Raw genomic sequence first — 16,198 nt, 5'->3', positions numbered from 1 at the left:
GAAGGGGGCGTAAAAAATGAATAATAAATGGAAGCAGATAGTTGCGATAAGTGCCATTGCAGGTATATCATGGTTATTAGTGCAAAATCCATATACACAAGTTTATTTGACCCAATTAACCAATGATTCAGTTGCTTCAATGAAGCAAGAAGACGAGCTTCTTTTACAAATAAAAGAATCAACAAAAAAATATGAGATTGCACCACAGGATGCACGAATAGATTCTGTTTGGAAAACCGTTCCTGCATATAACGGCCTGAAGGTAAATATTGATGAATCGTATAAAGCCATGAAGAAGGAGGGCGTGTTCGATAAGGATAAGCTGGTATTTCAGCAGGTCCCTGCAAAGATTCATATGGAGGATCTGGATCCGGCTCCGATTTACCGGGCCCACCCCGAAAAGCCAGTGGTTTCATTTTTAATCAATGTGGCCTGGGGGAATGAATACTTACAAGATATGTTGGCCGTGTTAAAAAAGAATAATGTCAAGGCCACTTTTTTCCTTGAAGGGAATTGGACCAAGAAAAATCCTGATTTGGCCAAGATGATAAAGGGCGGCGGGCATGAAATTGGAAATCATTCTTTTTCACATCCCGATATGAAAAACATATCCGCACAAGCTACACGTGAGGAAATTCGAAAAACGAATGAAGTCATTGAAGCGGTGACAGGTTTGAAAATGAAATGGTTCGCACCACCAAGTGGAAGCTACCGGGATGAAACGGTGAAAATCGCGGATTCTTTCGGTATGGAGACCGCTATGTGGAGTGTGGATACGATCGACTGGCAAAAGCCAAGCCCTGAAGTCCTTCAACAAAGAGTGCTTTCTAAGATACACCCTGGAGCATTTATATTGATGCATCCGACGGAATCTACTGCAAAATCATTGGAGACGTTAATAATTGAAATAAAAAAGAAAGATTTAGATGTTGTTACCGTTTCGGAAGCAGTAGATGAAGAGCGATCGAATCCATAAAACATTGGTAACGATAGCAGCATAGAATGATTGGGAGGAATGTTAGTTGATTAAGAAATACACGTGTCAAAATGGAGTTAGAATTGTATTGGAAAATATTCCAACTGTACGCTCAGCAGCAATTGGAGTATGGATCAAAACAGGATCAAGAAATGAAACACCAGAATTGAATGGGGTTTCACATTTCCTGGAGCATATGTTCTTCAAAGGGACAACCACGAGAAATGCGCGTGAAATTGCCGAGTCGTTCGATAGTATTGGTGGACAAGTGAATGCATTCACTTCAAAAGAATATACATGCTACTATGCTAAAGTAATGGATAACCATGCAAGCTATGCGCTGGAAATCCTTGCTGATATGTTCTTCAACTCAACATTTGATGGGGAAGAATTGAAAAAAGAAAAAAATGTAGTCTACGAAGAAATCAAAATGTACGAAGACACACCCGATGACATTGTCCATGACCTTTTAAGCAAGGCGGTATATGAAAACCACCCCCTTGGCTATCCTATACTTGGGACGGAAAATACGCTTGAAACCTTCAATAGTGATACATTAAAAAAATACGTCCATGACATGTATACACCCGATAAAGTAGTAGTGTCCATTGCTGGGAATGTGGATGAAAAATTGATTCAGGAAGTCGAAAACTACTTTGGCTCGTATCAAGGAGGGGAAGACCGTCTTGAATTGGTCAAACCTTCCTTCCATGAAAATAGGATCACCCGTAAAAAAGAAACGGAACAAGCCCACTTATGCCTTGGTTACAAGGGGTTGGAAATCGGCAATGATAAAACATACAGTCTGATTACCTTAAATAATATTCTTGGAGGAAGCATGAGTAGCCGCCTATTCCAGGACGTCAGGGAGCAACGCGGCCTTGCCTATTCCGTTTATTCCTATCATTCCAGCTATCAAGATAGTGGTATGGTGACAGTATATGGTGGGACAGGCACAAACCAGCTTGACAGCCTGTATGAAACGATTCAGGAAACATTGGATACTTTAAAAAGGGATGGCATTACGGAAAAGGAATTACGGAATAGTAAAGAGCAACTTAAAGGAAGTTTGATGCTCAGCCTTGAAAGCACGAATAGCCGCATGAGCCGGAACGGAAAAAATGAGCTAATGTTGGGTGAGCACCGTTCCCTTGATGATATCATCATCAAGATTGACGAAGTGACAGAGGATACCGTCAATGAATTGGCAAATCAGATCTTTACGGAACATTCCTTGTCATTAGTGAGCCCGCTGGAAAACTGGGACAAATAATAACGACTAAGTCTGAACCTTCCTTTTATTAAAGGGAGGTCAGGCTTTTTTTCTTTGAATGTGGGAGGGTCCAGTTTTTTGGACAATATTTGGATAAATGCCTTCTAAGTTTACCTTTTTCGGATATAGATTGAATAGAAGGCGAAAAAGGGGGAACCAAATTTGAGGTTAAGCGAACTGAGCGGTAAGGAAATAGTCGATGTGAATAGGGCGGAAAGATTAGGAATCCTTGGTCAGACGGATTTGGAAATAGATGAAACTGGACAAATTACCTCGTTGATCATCCCATCTGTCAAATGGTTCGGCCTTTTAAGGAATGGCAGTGAAATAAGAGTGCCATGGGATCACATAAAAAAAATCGGTGCGGATATGGTCATCATTGATTTTCAAGAAGGACTTTCGCTTAAAGAAGGAGAGCAAATGGACGGATAATGACGCTCGCGCCTACTCCTTGGAATTTCTTGAAATGCAATCCCGAAAACGCCTTAGCTGGCAATAGCTAAGGCGTTTTTTGATTTCTTATCACCGTTTTTTAACTAAAAACATAAGATGGCAGGGTAACTAGAGAATGTAGCAAAAACCGAATTGCTTCCTGAAGGGATTGTATCACGGGGCAAGGAATGTTTAGGATCTTTTATATAAAGAAGGTGACGGTTTTAATGCTCACAGGCATGCAAATCGCTGTAATTGGTGGAGATGCGCGTCAGCTTGAAGTTGTCCGTAAACTGACGGAGCTTGATGCAAAGCTATTATTGGTAGGTTTTGAACAGCTTGACCATGCTTTTACCGGAGCGGTTAAGGAAAAAATGGAAGATATAAATTTCAAGGAACTAGACTCAGTTATTTTACCTGTCAGGGGCACGGATTCAGATGGGAAAGTAGAAACGATTTTTTCCAGTGAAGAGGTTGTTTTAACTGAAGAAATGATAAAAAAGACCCCGGCACATTGCACTTTTTATGCAGGAATCAGTAACGATTACCTCGATGAGATATTCAAGAGAGTGGATCGCAAACTCGTACTATTGTTCGAACGTGATGATGTGGCTATTTATAATTCGATTCCCACTGTTGAGGGTGCAATCATGATGGCCATTCAACATACGGATTTTACGATCCATGGATCGAATGTAGCCGTTCTTGGACTGGGAAGGGTCGGTATGAGTGTAGCCCGGTCATTCCATGCACTGGGAGCAAAAGTGAAGGTGGGGGCAAGAAAAAGCGAGGATATTGCGAGAATCAGTGAAATGGCATTAGCCCCTTTTCATTTAAATGATCTTGCTGGTGAAATGAAAAATGTGGATATATGTATCAATACGATTCCTTTTCCGATAATTACCGCACAGGTTATAGCCAAAATGCCCGTTCATACATTAATCATCGACCTTGCTTCAAAACCGGGAGGAACGGATTTTCGTTACGCTGAAAAAAGGGGAATTAAGGCGCTGTTGGCACCAAGCCTGCCGGGTATAGTTGCCCCGAAAACAGCTGGTCAGATATTAGCGAATGCACTGGGACTATTGATACAAGGCGAGTTCACGAAAAGGAAGGGGAAATTGATATGAGTCTCAAAGGTAAACGGATTGGTTTCGGATTAACAGGATCACATTGCACATATGATGAAGTGTTCCCGGAAATAGAAAAACTTGTAAATGAAGGGGCGGAAGTCATTCCAATCGTAACATCGACAGTTCAAAACACGGAAACCCGTTTTGGAAAGGGCGAGGATTGGGTCGAAAGAATAGAAAAATTGACGGGGAATCATGTCGTTGATACAATCGTCAAAGCAGAGCCTTTAGGACCTAAATTGCCACTTGATTGCATGGTGATCGCTCCTTTAACGGGTAACTCAATGAGTAAGATGGCAAATGCTCTTACCGATTCGCCAGTACTTATGGCTGCAAAAGCGACGATGAGAAATCACCGTCCAGTCGTGGTCGCGATATCAACAAATGATGCACTGGGGTTAAATGGTGTCAATCTAATGAGGCTGATGGCTGCAAAAGATATTTATTTCGTTCCATATGGCCAGGATAATCCCACAGGCAAGCCAAGTTCCATGGTTGCAAGGATGAGCATGATAAGGGATACGATCATAGCGGCACTGGAAAGGGAACAGATTCAACCTGTCATCGTCGAAAGGTTCAAGGATGATTTAGTCTGAACAAGTATTTCTGCCTCCAGCCCGCATTCTAACGACTGACATATATGCATAAATTTGTAGGTTGAAGTTATGAAAAACCACTCCGCTACCAGAATATTTTGTTAAAGTCCGACCCTTTGGAATGTTAATGTGATAAAATAAATGATATTCTGAACAAGAAGCAGTAAATCCAATAAATAACTAATTTAAGAGATAGAAAAGGAGTATGGATAAATGACTGAGACACAGGGATTGCGTATTGCAGTTGTGGGAGCAACTGGAGCAGTAGGACAACAAATGATTTCAACACTCGAACAAAGGGACTTACCGATAAAGAAAATCATCTTTTTATCATCGGCTCGTTCCGCTGGAATCAAACTTACATTTAAGGGCGAAGAAATCGAAGTGCAGGAAGCAAAACCTGAAAGCTTTGAAGGCATCGATATCGCTTTATTCAGTGCTGGAGGAAGCGTGTCTAAGGAATTGGCTCCAGAAGCAGTGAAACGCGGTGCGATAGTAGTGGATAATACGAGTGCATTCCGCATGGATGAAAATGTGCCGCTAGTCGTTCCTGAAGTAAATGAAGAAGACTTGAAACAGCATAATGGGATCATTGCAAACCCGAATTGTTCAACTATCCAAATGGTTGTGGCATTAGAACCTATCCGCCAGACATACGGGTTATCAAAAATTGTCGTTTCCACCTATCAGGCAGTCTCGGGTGCAGGTGCAGCAGCGATAAATGAATTAAAGGAACAGGCTCGTGACTTGCTTGATGAAAAAGAAATAGATCCGAAGATTTTACCGGTAAAAGGGGACGAAAAGCATTATCAAATCGCATTTAACGTCATTCCCCAAATCGATAAATTCCAAGATAACGGGTACACATTCGAAGAGATGAAAATGATTAATGAAACAAAGAAAATCATGCATATGCAAGACCTTCCAGTGGCTGCAACTTGCGTGAGGCTTCCTGTTGTAACAGGTCATTCGGAATCTGTATACATTGAAGTTGAAAAAGAAGGCATAGCGGCTTCTCAAATCAAAGATTTAATGAAAACGGCACCTGGAATAGTGTTAGAAGATGAACCCGAGCAACAAGTTTACCCTACGCCTGCTTCATCCGTCGGAAAGAATGATGTATTCGTCGGTCGGATTCGCAAAGATTTGGATGAAGATAAAGGCTTCCATTTATGGGTGGTTTCCGATAATCTATTAAAAGGAGCAGCTTGGAATTCCGTTCAAATTGCTGAGAGCCTTTTAAAATTAGGTTTGGTTACCGTTAAGTAATAATTTATTTTTAATGAACTAGATAGAAAATTAAATTCCAATAGGATAGAGAGTTTTTGTCAGCTTCCCGGATTGGGAAGCTGGCTTATATTTGGGGTGCATATTATGAAAATTATCGTCCAGAAGTACGGTGGTACATCCGTTCGCGATGAGGAAAGCCGTTCATTTGCCAAGGGGCATATTGAAAATGCGATTAAAGAAGGCTATAAAGTTGTGGTTGTAGTTTCAGCAATGGGAAGAAAAGGCGATCCTTATGCAACGGATACCTTACTTTCCCTAGTAAATGGAGCGAAAGCCAGCCTTTCAAAACGGGAACAGGATTTACTTATGTCAGTTGGAGAAACGATATCATCTGTCGTATTTACGAACATGCTCTTGGAACATGGTATTGATGCGGTCGCTTATACTGGAGCTCAAGCGGGATTCTTGACGAATACCGACTATTCAAGTGCGAAAATTATCGAAATGAAATGCGACCGTCTCATGAAAGAACTTGAGGTGAAGGATGTAATCGTTGTAGCAGGCTTCCAGGGAGCGGCTAAAAACGGGGACATCACGACCATCGGCCGTGGTGGAAGTGATACTTCAGCCGCTGCATTAGGTGCGGCATTGCAAGCTGAACGCGTCGATATTTTTACGGATGTGGAAGGAATCATGACGGCAGATCCACGTATTGCCGATCAAGCTCGTCCATTATCAATCGTTTCATACACGGAAGTTTGCAATATGGCATATCAAGGGGCGAAGGTCATTCATCCGAGAGCTGTTGAAATTGCGATGCAGGCGAAAGTCCCGATTCGGATAAGGTCAACATACAGCGAAGGTTTGGGGACCCTTGTTACAGGCATGAACAAGGGAAGCCAGGGCAGTGACATACGTGAAAGGCTCGTGACCGGGATTGCCCATGTACCAAAGATCACTCAAATCAAGGTCCGTGCGAAAAAAGATCAATATAATCTTCAGGCAGAAGTTTTCAAAGCAATGGCCAATGCCTCTATTTCAGTGGACTTTATAAATATATATCCAAGCGGCGTAGTTTATACCGTTTCGGAAGAGATGACAGAACTTGCCCTCTCGATTTTGGCCGAGCTTGGTCATGAACCGGTCATTGAAAGAAATTGTGCCAAGGTTTCAGTAGTCGGTGCAGGTATAAATGGTGTGCCAGGCGTTGCAGCGAAGATTGTCACAGCGCTTTCCGAAAAGGAAATTGCCATTCTCCAGTCAGCGGATAGCCATACGACAATTTGGGTACTCGTAAAAGAGGAAGATTTAATAGAAGCTGTTAATTCCCTGCACTATGCATTTCAATTGCATGAAAGGGAAGTCCAATGATCTGGTTTTTTAATGAATAAAGGTTTTAAAAATTAAAGAGGTGTTAGATGATGATATTTGGTAGAGTATCAACCGCAATGGTCACCCCTTTCGATGGCAAGGGAAATGTCGATTTTCAAAAGACGACTTCATTGGTTAATTACTTATTAACGAATGGAACCGATTCGCTTGTGCTTTCGGGAACGACAGGGGAATCTCCAACTTTATCTTCGGAGGAGAAAATTGCGTTATTGCGTCATGTTTCTAAGGTTGTTGAAAAACGTGTGCCCATCATCATGGGTACAGGAAGCAACAATACGTATGCTTCCATCGAGTTGACAAAAAAAGCGGAACAAAATGGCGCCGATGCGATAATGCTGGTGGCCCCGTATTATAGTAAAACGAATCAAGAAGGTCTGTACCAGCATTTTAAGGCTATTGCAGCTAGTACGACTCTCCCTGTTATGGTATATAATATCCCTGGGCGCGCTTCGATTAACATTGAACCGGAAACGATCATCCGCCTTTCAAAAATTCCTAATATCGTAGCCGTTAAGGAAGCGAGCGGGGATTTAAACGCTATGACCCAAATCATAGCCGGCACGGATGAAGATTTTGCGTTATATAGTGGGGACGACGCTTTAACACTCCCAGTATTGGCGATTGGTGGTGTGGGTGTAGTTTCGGTTGCTTCACATATAGCTGGTAATGAGTTGCAGAAAATAGTGGAGGCCTTCATCAGTGGGAATTTGAAAGAGGCAGCAAGGCTGCATCAGGAACTGTTACCGCTTATAAAAGGTTTGTTTGCAGCGCCAAGCCCTGCACCTGTTAAAACAGCGCTTCAGTTAAATGGAATTGACGTTGGCTCGGTGAGACTTCCAATCGTGCCATTGACGGAACAGGAGCGCCTTGCATTAACCAAGGTATTAAATAAATAAAAAGACACGGAACAAGCTGATCGTTGAAGATTGGCTTGTTTTTACATAATGATGTATATGAATGAGATATCCTTTCCGATTTCGGGATGAAAATATTTGAATTTTTTTATTATCAATCGAAATTGGATAAAAGTACAAAGAATCTCTAACATAATAGGTTGTTTTTTTGAATTAAATGAAAAAGTCCCTCTGAAAATGGTAAGTGTTGTCATGTTTTTTAAACATCGGTTATAATGAATTCATTGGGAAATTATGAACGGGAATTTTTAAGGAGGATATTCGATTGGGTAAAGATAAAAATAATGGAATAAAAGTCATTTCTCTTGGAGGACAAGGGGAACTTGGTAAAAATATGTACGTCGTTGAGGTGAATGAGGACATCTATCTTCTTGATGCAGGGTTAATGCTGCCTGAAGACGAAATGCTCGGAATCGATGCGGTTATCCCTGATATTTCTTATTTGATGGATAATAAGGAACGGGTGCAGGGGATATTCATTACCCATGGTCATGAAGACCATATGGGAGCGCTTGCTTATGTCTTGAAATATTTACCGGCACCTGTTTATGGAACAAAGCTTACACTAGCTTTAATCAAAACGAAATTAAAGGAAGATGGCTTTAACGGCAGGGCAACATTCACTGAAATCGATTCGGATTCTCTTTTAAGTTTCCCTCAAGCAGCCGTGTCTTTTTTCCGGACAAACCATAGTATTCCCGATTCCGTCGGAGTCGTGATCCACACTCGTGAAGGTGCAATCGTTTATACTGGGGATTTCAAATTCGATCAAGCAGCAACAGATCTATATAAACCGGAAATCGGTAAAATGGCTGGTATCGGTGAAGAAGGTGTCCTATGCTTGCTTTCGGATAGTACGGGTGCCGAGAGGCCAGGTTATACGACTTCAGAAGCAGTTGTGGCCAAAGATATTACAGAGGTTTTTCATGCAGCCTCCGGAAGGATCATCGTAGCGTGCTTCGCTTCGAACATCAACCGGATTCAACATGTTTTCAATGCAGCGGCAGCAAGTCGCAGAAAAGTGGCAGTTGTAGGAAAAAGCCTGCAACGCGTTTATGAAACAGCCTTGAACCTTGGCTACTTAAAGGTCGAAGAAGAGCTGATAATCCCGATTACTGAAATTAGCCAGTATGACGACCGTGAAATCGTCGTGTTATCGACAGGACATCAGGGGGAGCCCATTGCGGCACTTCAAAAAATGGCAAGACAGACCCACAAGCAGGTAACGATCAAAAAGGGAGACACAGTTTTGATCAGTGCATCCCCCCTACAGGGCGGCGAACTTATTTTATCCAAAACCGTCGATTTGCTTTACAGGGTAGGTGCTGAAGTGGTATCTGCAAATAAATATAAAGTGCACGTAACAGGGCATGGCAGCCAGGAAGAACTTAAAATGATGATCAATTTGATGAATCCAAAATTCTTGATCCCTGTACATGGGGAATACCGCCAGTTATATGCCCATCAAAAAGTTGGGATTGCTGCGGGAATTAAACGTGAAAACATCATAATTGCCGAAAAAGGTGATGTCATCGAACTAAAGGGCAATAAAATGGGTCTTTCCGGCAAAGTCTCTGCAGGAAATATCTTGATAGATGGCAGCGGTGTTGGAGATGTGGGTAATATCGTTCTTCGTGATCGGCGCTTGTTATCCCAGGATGGCATTTTGATTGTAGTGGTCACGTTGAACCGTCAGGATAAAAGCATTGCAGCAGGACCTGAAATCATTTCAAGGGGCTTCGTATATGTTCGCGAATCTGAAAAAATGATTGGGGAAGCAACTGAAATAGTAAGTGAAATCGTAAAGAAAAATGGGTCGCGCCAACCTTTTGATTGGTCCACGCTGAAGCAGGAAATGCGTGATGCGTTAAACCAATTCTTCTATGAAAAAACGAAACGCCGCCCAATGATTTTACCAATAATCATGGAATATTAAGTAAGGAACCCCTGGTTTAAAGAGTCAGGGGTTCTTTTTTCTGTGTCAAACCTCTTATATCTTGAAGAATGAAGTCCGAGACTCGAGACATAATAAAGCTATAGGCTTAAGAGAAAGGGGTTGGCATAGTGGATAATGCACCATTACCAAATGAAAATGAAGGCAAGCAGGAAGGTAAGAATTCAACTTTAATCGAAAAGATTCAACAGCTGGGGGCTACTAATGTTCCGCAACTATCTCAGGACTCAAAAATCCATTGTTTGACGATCATTGGACAAATTGAAGGACATATGCAGCTGCCTCCTCAAAATAAAACGACCAAATATGAACATGTTATTCCCCAAATTGTGGCAATTGAACAAAATCCCAATATAGAGGGGCTGCTTGTCATTTTAAATACAGTCGGAGGAGACGTCGAAGCGGGACTAGCCATCGCAGAAATGCTGGCTTCCCTTTCAAAGCCATCCGTCTCGATTGTACTTGGGGGAGGTCACTCGATCGGTGTGCCGATTGCGGTTTCGTGTGACCATAGCTATATAGCAGAAACAGCAACGATGACGATTCATCCCATTCGTTTGACAGGGCTAGTCATTGGCGTGCCTCAAACTTTTGAATACTTGGATAAAATGCAGGAAAGAGTCATTAAATTTGTTACGCGGCACTCCAACGTTTCGGAAGAAAGTTTTAAGGAATTAATGTTTGCTAAAGGAAATTTAACCCGTGATATCGGCACGAATGTAATCGGGGCCGAGGCAGTTGAAATCGGTATGATCGATGATGTAGGAGGAGTAGGCCAGGCCATGAGAAAACTAAATAGCTTCATGGAAGAAAGAAGGCCAAAAATTGCGGGGGAAGAGGAGGGGCTTCTGCAATGACGCTTTATACGATCGTTCCTGAAGAAATAATTTTCCCTCACCACCATGAGAAGACGGCAAATTTAATAGAAATGATCTATAATGGTGTACATGTGATGGTTGAACATGACGGTGGCCGCACGTTTCGCATTGATCGAATTGTAAGCACGGATCCTGAAGATTATATGAATGTACACATTCAGCCGGGGGCTGTCATAAATGTGTTCGAACAGATGAATCATTAGTAAAAACGACTAACTGAGGTAAATTATGATATACTGGAATGAAAATCAGCAGCCGCTTGGCTGCTTTATTCATTATATGGGCAAAATGTTCGTCTTAATAATAAATGGTATATATAACAAGGACAGGTACATATATATTTGGTATAATCAGTGAGCGAACGTTTGTTTCGAGAAGGGAAATCATGTAATGATGTTGAATAGGAAAGTTAGAATAGTTTCATGAAGAATCAGGTGATATTATGGCAAAGAAGAAACGCAGAAAAAAGAATAGTACAGAGAAGTTAAAACTAACGCTTAAATATGAATTGATCGGCCTCACTTTAATAGGTTTGGCCATCATTGCCATTGCCAAGCTTGGAGCAGTGGGAAACGGGACGGTCTTTTTAATCCGCTTCTTCATGGGGGAATGGTATATCCTCTTATTGTTGGGAGCAATTGCAGCTGGCTTCTATTTGATGATAAAGAGGGAGGTCCCTTACCTGTTAAAACGGCAATTCGTCGGGATGTATTTTCTCGTCGCGAGCATGCTCCTGCTAAGTCATGTGACACTGTTTAACATGCTTGCAGATGGAGGACCGTTTACGAAGCCAAGCGTCATTTCGAATACATGGGAACTATTCTGGATGGAAGTGACCGGCAAGGCCAGCACAAAGGACCTTGGTGGAGGTATGATTGGAGCGATATTATTTGCAGCCTCATACTTTTTGTTCGACGAAGCTGGATCGAAAATCGTTTCATTCCTTTTTATCATTGTAGGTGCCGTCCTATTGACCGGGAAAACGTTAGGTGATACCCTCGGCAAGTTTTTCAGGGGTCTTGGCGGCTTTTTCAAAAAGCAATGGTCCGCTTTCAGAGATGATATGAAAACGTGGAATGACGACAAAAAAGAAAAGAAAAAGAATCCCGTGAAAAAGAAGAAACGGGAAAACGATCCGGTAGAGGAAACGGATCAGCCCCTTCATCAAGAAGAGGAAACACAGCAAATGGCGACCGAACGGATCATTTCCAGCTTTGCTGATAAAGCCTATAGCGACGAAAACGAAATAATTCCCGTAGTTACGGAACCTGCAGCTGAAAATGCAGCAGAGGAACAGGATGACGCCGTTCCGCCTATGAATTTTACGGAAGTGGAGAATAAAGAATATCTTTTACCGCCTCTTTCTTTATTACTGCAGCCCAAAAAAACGGACCAAAGCGGAGAGTACCAATTGATCCATGAAAATGCGGCAAAACTTGAACGCACCTTTCATAGCTTTGGAGTGAAAGCGAGGGTCACTCAAGTTCATTTAGGCCCAGCCGTAACCAAATATGAAGTCCATCCGGATGTAGGGGTGAAGGTAAGTAAAATTGTCAGCCTATCCGATGACTTGGCCCTTGCACTTGCCGCAAAGGATATTAGGATCGAAGCCCCGATTCCCGGAAAATCGGCTATCGGAATAGAAGTGCCTAACTCCGAAGTGGCAATGGTGTCATTAAGGGAAGTTTTAGAGGCCAAAGAAGTTGACAAGCCTGACGCAAAACTGCAAATAGGCTTAGGGCGGAATATTTCTGGTGAAGCGGTTAAGGCGGAGCTTAATAAAATGCCGCATTTACTAGTGGCTGGTGCTACCGGCAGCGGGAAATCCGTTTGTATCAACGGGATTATCACGAGTATTCTGATGCGGGCAAAACCGCATGAAGTGAAAATGATGATGATCGATCCAAAAATGGTGGAGTTGAATGTCTATAATGGCATTCCCCATTTACTCGCACCTGTAGTGACCAATCCAAAGAAAGCTGCACAGGCTTTGCAAAAAGTGGTCAGTGAAATGGAAAGGCGCTATGAGCTATTTTCTCATTCCGGTACCCGTAATATTGAAGGCTACAATGATTATATTAACCGGTATAACATTGAAGAAGATGCCAAACAACCGCTCTTGCCTTATATCGTAGTCATTGTCGATGAGCTGGCAGATTTGATGATGGTCGCCTCAAATGATGTAGAGGATGCCATCACACGGCTTGCACAAATGGCACGTGCCGCGGGCATCCACTTGATAATTGCCACTCAGCGGCCATCCGTAGATGTAATTACAGGGGTCATTAAAGCGAACATCCCATCTCGAATTGCTTTTAGTGTCTCATCAATGACCGATTCAAGAACGATCCTCGACATGGGCGGAGCCGAAAAACTGTTAGGACGGGGTGACATGCTCTTCCTGCCTGCAGGAGCTTCAAAACCGGTTCGCGTTCAAGGGGCCTTTTTATCCGACAATGAAGTCGAGGAAGTTGTCACATATGTCATTTCACAGCAAAAAGCACAATATAACGAAGAGATGATACCGGATGAAATTGCAGAAACTTCAAATGGTGAAGTCGAAGATAGTTTATACGGGGATGCGGTGTCCTTGATCGTAGAAATGCAGACTGCATCTGTTTCCATGCTGCAGCGCCGTTTCCGGATTGGCTATACCCGGGCAGCAAGATTGATTGATGAAATGGAAGCGAGGGGAATTGTCGGTCCATATGAAGGCAGTAAACCACGAAATGTATTGGTTACTAAAGATGAACAGGATGAAGCGCATTCATCATAGTTGAAAAAAACCGGGCTGCAGCCCGGTTTTTTAATTATTCATCGCCTCGTCTAAATGTTTAAGGCAGAAGTCGGTAATCATCGCTTCTTCATCTTCTTCTAAATCGAATTCGAGTGCGCCTTCGTTCCCTTTTTCAAAAATATCATATTTAATCAATTTGCCTATTTGTTCTTCCACTACAAAAAGCACCCGGATATATAAACCATTTTCTGAAAAGAGCTCATCCTCTTCAGGCACTTCAATATCCAAGAACAACTCGTAACGTTCCCCGGACAAAATACCAAATGGATCATTCAATTTTTCAATCGTGTATTCTGTAATCTTTAACATCTTGTGTACATCCCTTCAAAGAAGATAAATCCTATTATACAGGAAAACATCATCTTGAACAGAGCTGCATTCATTTTGCATTTTCAAAATAAATTTATCTGATTTAGGAGAATAATCGTACAAATTCCTCGGTCATATCTAGATTGAAAGACACAGGGAAGGGTAATTTCTCCTAAATTCTTTTAAAGTAAATAGTAAAACACTATTTATTTATATCAAAAAAAATGTTATATTATTTTCGATTAGTAGGAATGATTCAACATCAGAGGTCTGATGTCTTAAGAAATTAGCTGGGGGAAACTGTATGTCAATAAAATCAGATAGTCGACATTTATATTTGCAGGTCATTGATTACCTGAAGCAGGATATTGAAGCAGGAGTCTATCAGGAAAATGAAAAATTCCCTTCAGAATTCGATCTTGCAAAAAAATTGGGAGTGAGTAGGGCGACACTTCGAGAAGCGCTGCGAATTTTAGAGGAAGAAAACATCATCATTCGCCGCCATGGAGTTGGGACTTTCGTCAATCCGAAACCTCGGTTCACTTCAGGTATCGAGCAATTAAAAAGTGTCACGAACATGATTGAAGAGGCAGGAATGAAGCCGGGTACGATTTTCTTAAGCTCGACGGCCCAAGAACCTACAGAAGAGGATATACGCAGGTTTTCTTGTTCAACAGATGAACGCATCGTCATCATCGAGCGAGTAAGGACAGCGAATGGGGAGCCAGTTGTCTACTGTATTGACAAAATTCCTGAATCTATACTATCAGAAAATTTTGACCGTAATGATGAGTCTCTTTTTGATATTTTGGAAAGAGATGCGCATCGGAAAATTACGCATGCCGTAGCGGAGATTGAGCCTATTGGATATCATGAGAAAGTTTCTCCTATCCTTAAATGCTCTCCAGAAGCCGCACTACTCGTTCTAAAGCAGATGCATCTGGATGATTGGGACCAGCCTATCCTGTATTCTGTTAACTACTTTAAAGCCAATATGTTCAGCTTTCATGTTCTTCGTAAACGTGTGTAGGCCTTGACTCTGCATACGGGTGAATGCAAGCGTTTGTTTTGATTCCTTAAAAGCCAAATCAAACGTATGCAAAAAAAAATTAACGAGAAGTGAAAACGCAAACATAAATGACTTTTCAGAACATTCCTGCTCAAAAAACTATGTAAATTAGGGGGATAAAAATTGAAAAAGCGCAAATTAGGTCTAGCTCTTTCACTTGTTCTTGCAGCAGGTACGCTACTAGGGGCATGTGGTAATTCAGAGAATGATGATAAAGAATCTTCAAATGGGAAAAACAAAGATAACTTCACGGTATCGATGGTAACTGATATTGGTGGTATCGATGACAAATCCTTCAACCAATCTGCTTGGGAAGGCCTTCAGGCTTTTGGAAAAGACAATGGATTGGAAAAAGGAAAAGACGGCTATAATTACCTTCAGTCAAAATCAGATTCTGAGTATACGACGAACCTAAATACTCTTGTTAAAGAAGATTACAATCTTATCTACGCTATTGGCTATGCATTAGCCGAATCTGTTGATGAAGTAGCAACACAGCGGCCTAAATCTCAATTTGCAATTGTTGATAGTGTTGTTAAACAAGATAATGTAGCAAGCATCGTTTTCAAAGAACAGCAAGGGTCATTCCTAGTAGGAGTTATTGCTGGCTTGCAGACAAAATCGGATAAAGTAGGCTTCATTGGTGGTGTGGATTCTGAACTAATTAAGAAATTTGAAGTAGGCTTTAAAGCTGGTGTTCTCTCTGTTAATCCTGATGCAAAAATTACAGCACAATATGCAGGATCGTTTGGTGATGCGGCAAAAGGACAACAAATGGCAAACAACATGTATTCATCAGGAATTGATATCATTTACCAAGCAGCTGGCGGAACTGGAAACGGCGTCTTCACATCTGCAAAGGAATTGAAGAAAAAAGATCCTAAAAAGAACATTTGGGTTATCGGGGTAGACCGTGACCAAAAAGAAGAAGGCGCATTGAAAGTGGATGGCAAGGACTACAATGTCACTTTGACTTCCATGGTAAAACGTGTGGATGTAGCAGTTCAAGATTTAGCGAAAAAGACAAAAGAGGGTAACTTCCCTGGTGGAGAAACAATTGAATATGGTCTTGAAGAAAACGGAATTATGATTTCGGAATCTCAAGAAAATGTAACCAAGGAATCATTAAAAGCGGTAGAAGAATATGTTGAAAAAATTAAATCTGGTGAACAAAAAACTCCTGGAACAGAAAAAGAGTTGAAGGAATTAGGATTTAAATAATTCAAGCATAACATGATAAGGAGA

Annotated in this window: 15 protein-coding genes; 14 read left to right on the top strand and 1 reads right to left on the bottom strand. The window is 41.7% G+C overall.

Annotation, left to right across the window (positions count from 1 at the left end):
* Positions 1 to 16: 16 nt before the first annotated feature.
* From ACFX4I_RS03445 to ACFX4I_RS03390, 12 genes are all read left to right on the top strand, one after another.
* The gene (locus tag ACFX4I_RS03445; protein WP_230302750.1) at positions 17 to 976 is read left to right on the top strand and encodes a polysaccharide deacetylase family protein; all 960 of its coding nucleotides are present in this window, start codon (positions 17 to 19) and stop codon (positions 974 to 976) included.
* Positions 977 to 1,022: 46 nt separating this feature from the next.
* Complete coding sequence (locus ACFX4I_RS03440; RefSeq protein ID WP_230302749.1) at positions 1,023 to 2,249, top strand: M16 family metallopeptidase; 1,227 nt, start codon at positions 1,023 to 1,025, stop codon at positions 2,247 to 2,249.
* 162 nt (positions 2,250 to 2,411) lie between these two features.
* Positions 2,412 to 2,681, top strand: a complete 270-nt coding sequence (locus ACFX4I_RS03435) for a YlmC/YmxH family sporulation protein (RefSeq protein ID WP_230302748.1) — start codon at positions 2,412 to 2,414, stop codon at positions 2,679 to 2,681.
* A gap of 227 nt (positions 2,682 to 2,908) precedes the next feature.
* Positions 2,909 to 3,811, top strand: a complete 903-nt coding sequence (dpaA, locus tag ACFX4I_RS03430) for a dipicolinic acid synthetase subunit A (RefSeq protein WP_230302757.1) — start codon at positions 2,909 to 2,911, stop codon at positions 3,809 to 3,811.
* On the top strand, positions 3,808 to 4,410 hold the full coding sequence (locus ACFX4I_RS03425; protein WP_230302747.1) for a dipicolinate synthase subunit B: 603 nt from the start codon (positions 3,808 to 3,810) through the stop codon (positions 4,408 to 4,410). The genes dpaA and ACFX4I_RS03425 overlap by 4 nt, the downstream gene beginning before the upstream one ends.
* 213 nt (positions 4,411 to 4,623) lie before the next feature.
* Complete coding sequence (asd, locus tag ACFX4I_RS03420) at positions 4,624 to 5,679, top strand: aspartate-semialdehyde dehydrogenase (protein ID WP_230302746.1); 1,056 nt, start codon at positions 4,624 to 4,626, stop codon at positions 5,677 to 5,679.
* Between the two features lie 105 nt (positions 5,680 to 5,784).
* The gene (gene dapG, locus ACFX4I_RS03415; RefSeq protein ID WP_230302745.1) at positions 5,785 to 7,011 is read left to right on the top strand and encodes an aspartate kinase; all 1,227 of its coding nucleotides are present in this window, start codon (positions 5,785 to 5,787) and stop codon (positions 7,009 to 7,011) included.
* 47 nt (positions 7,012 to 7,058) lie between these two features.
* On the top strand, positions 7,059 to 7,928 hold the full coding sequence (gene dapA, locus ACFX4I_RS03410) for a 4-hydroxy-tetrahydrodipicolinate synthase (RefSeq protein WP_098370980.1): 870 nt from the start codon (positions 7,059 to 7,061) through the stop codon (positions 7,926 to 7,928).
* Positions 7,929 to 8,211: 283 nt separating this feature from the next.
* Complete coding sequence (locus ACFX4I_RS03405) at positions 8,212 to 9,882, top strand: ribonuclease J (protein WP_377419189.1); 1,671 nt, start codon at positions 8,212 to 8,214, stop codon at positions 9,880 to 9,882.
* Positions 9,883 to 10,010: 128 nt separating this feature from the next.
* Positions 10,011 to 10,757 (top strand): ClpP family protease, encoded by a 747-nt coding sequence (locus tag ACFX4I_RS03400; RefSeq protein WP_309487155.1) that lies wholly within the window; start codon positions 10,011 to 10,013, stop codon positions 10,755 to 10,757.
* Complete coding sequence (locus ACFX4I_RS03395) at positions 10,754 to 10,981, top strand: YlzJ-like family protein (protein ID WP_098370978.1); 228 nt, start codon at positions 10,754 to 10,756, stop codon at positions 10,979 to 10,981. The genes ACFX4I_RS03400 and ACFX4I_RS03395 overlap by 4 nt, the downstream gene beginning before the upstream one ends.
* Positions 10,982 to 11,220: 239 nt before the next feature.
* Complete coding sequence (locus ACFX4I_RS03390; protein ID WP_377419187.1) at positions 11,221 to 13,554, top strand: DNA translocase FtsK; 2,334 nt, start codon at positions 11,221 to 11,223, stop codon at positions 13,552 to 13,554.
* A 30-nt stretch (positions 13,555 to 13,584) separates the two neighbouring features.
* Here ACFX4I_RS03390 and ACFX4I_RS03385 read toward each other — a convergent pair whose 3' ends face one another.
* Positions 13,585 to 13,884 (bottom strand): DUF6509 family protein, encoded by a 300-nt coding sequence (locus ACFX4I_RS03385; protein WP_230302742.1) that lies wholly within the window; start codon positions 13,882 to 13,884, stop codon positions 13,585 to 13,587.
* Between the two features lie 304 nt (positions 13,885 to 14,188).
* On the opposite strand from ACFX4I_RS03385, the gene ACFX4I_RS03380 reads away from it, so the two are divergent.
* Positions 14,189 to 14,914: a GntR family transcriptional regulator gene (locus ACFX4I_RS03380; RefSeq protein WP_192204071.1), complete on the top strand. Its 726-nt coding sequence runs from the start codon at positions 14,189 to 14,191 to the stop codon at positions 14,912 to 14,914.
* Between the two features lie 162 nt (positions 14,915 to 15,076).
* Positions 15,077 to 16,174, top strand: coding sequence for a BMP family lipoprotein (locus ACFX4I_RS03375; RefSeq protein WP_309519262.1), 1,098 nt, complete (start codon positions 15,077 to 15,079; stop codon positions 16,172 to 16,174).
* Positions 16,175 to 16,198: the final 24 nt, after the last annotated feature.

Origin of the sequence: Peribacillus sp. YIM B13472, assembly GCF_042788005.1 — a bacterium.
GTDB classification, from domain to species: domain Bacteria; phylum Bacillota; class Bacilli; order Bacillales; family DSM-1321; genus Peribacillus; species Peribacillus simplex_E.
The sequence above is the reverse complement of the archived record's forward strand: the minus strand, read 5'-3'. Positions and strand labels throughout refer to the sequence as shown.

Excerpts from the sequence above, each read along its gene's own strand:
- ACFX4I_RS03445 (WP_230302750.1), top strand. The coding sequence starts at position 17 with ATGAATAATAAATGGAAGCAGATAGTTGCGATAAGTGCCATTGCAGGT.
- dpaA (WP_230302757.1), top strand. The coding sequence starts at position 2,909 with ATGCTCACAGGCATGCAAATCGCTGTAATTGGTGGAGATGCGCGTCAG.
- ACFX4I_RS03425 (WP_230302747.1), top strand. The coding sequence starts at position 3,808 with ATGAGTCTCAAAGGTAAACGGATTGGTTTCGGATTAACAGGATCACAT.
- asd (WP_230302746.1), top strand. The coding sequence starts at position 4,624 with ATGACTGAGACACAGGGATTGCGTATTGCAGTTGTGGGAGCAACTGGA.
- dapG (WP_230302745.1), top strand. The coding sequence starts at position 5,785 with ATGAAAATTATCGTCCAGAAGTACGGTGGTACATCCGTTCGCGATGAG.
- dapA (WP_098370980.1), top strand. The coding sequence starts at position 7,059 with ATGATGATATTTGGTAGAGTATCAACCGCAATGGTCACCCCTTTCGAT.
- ACFX4I_RS03395 (WP_098370978.1), top strand. The coding sequence starts at position 10,754 with ATGACGCTTTATACGATCGTTCCTGAAGAAATAATTTTCCCTCACCAC.
- ACFX4I_RS03390 (WP_377419187.1), top strand. The coding sequence starts at position 11,221 with ATGGCAAAGAAGAAACGCAGAAAAAAGAATAGTACAGAGAAGTTAAAA.
- ACFX4I_RS03385 (WP_230302742.1), bottom strand. The coding sequence starts at position 13,884 with ATGTTAAAGATTACAGAATACACGATTGAAAAATTGAATGATCCATTT.
- ACFX4I_RS03380 (WP_192204071.1), top strand. The coding sequence starts at position 14,189 with ATGTCAATAAAATCAGATAGTCGACATTTATATTTGCAGGTCATTGAT.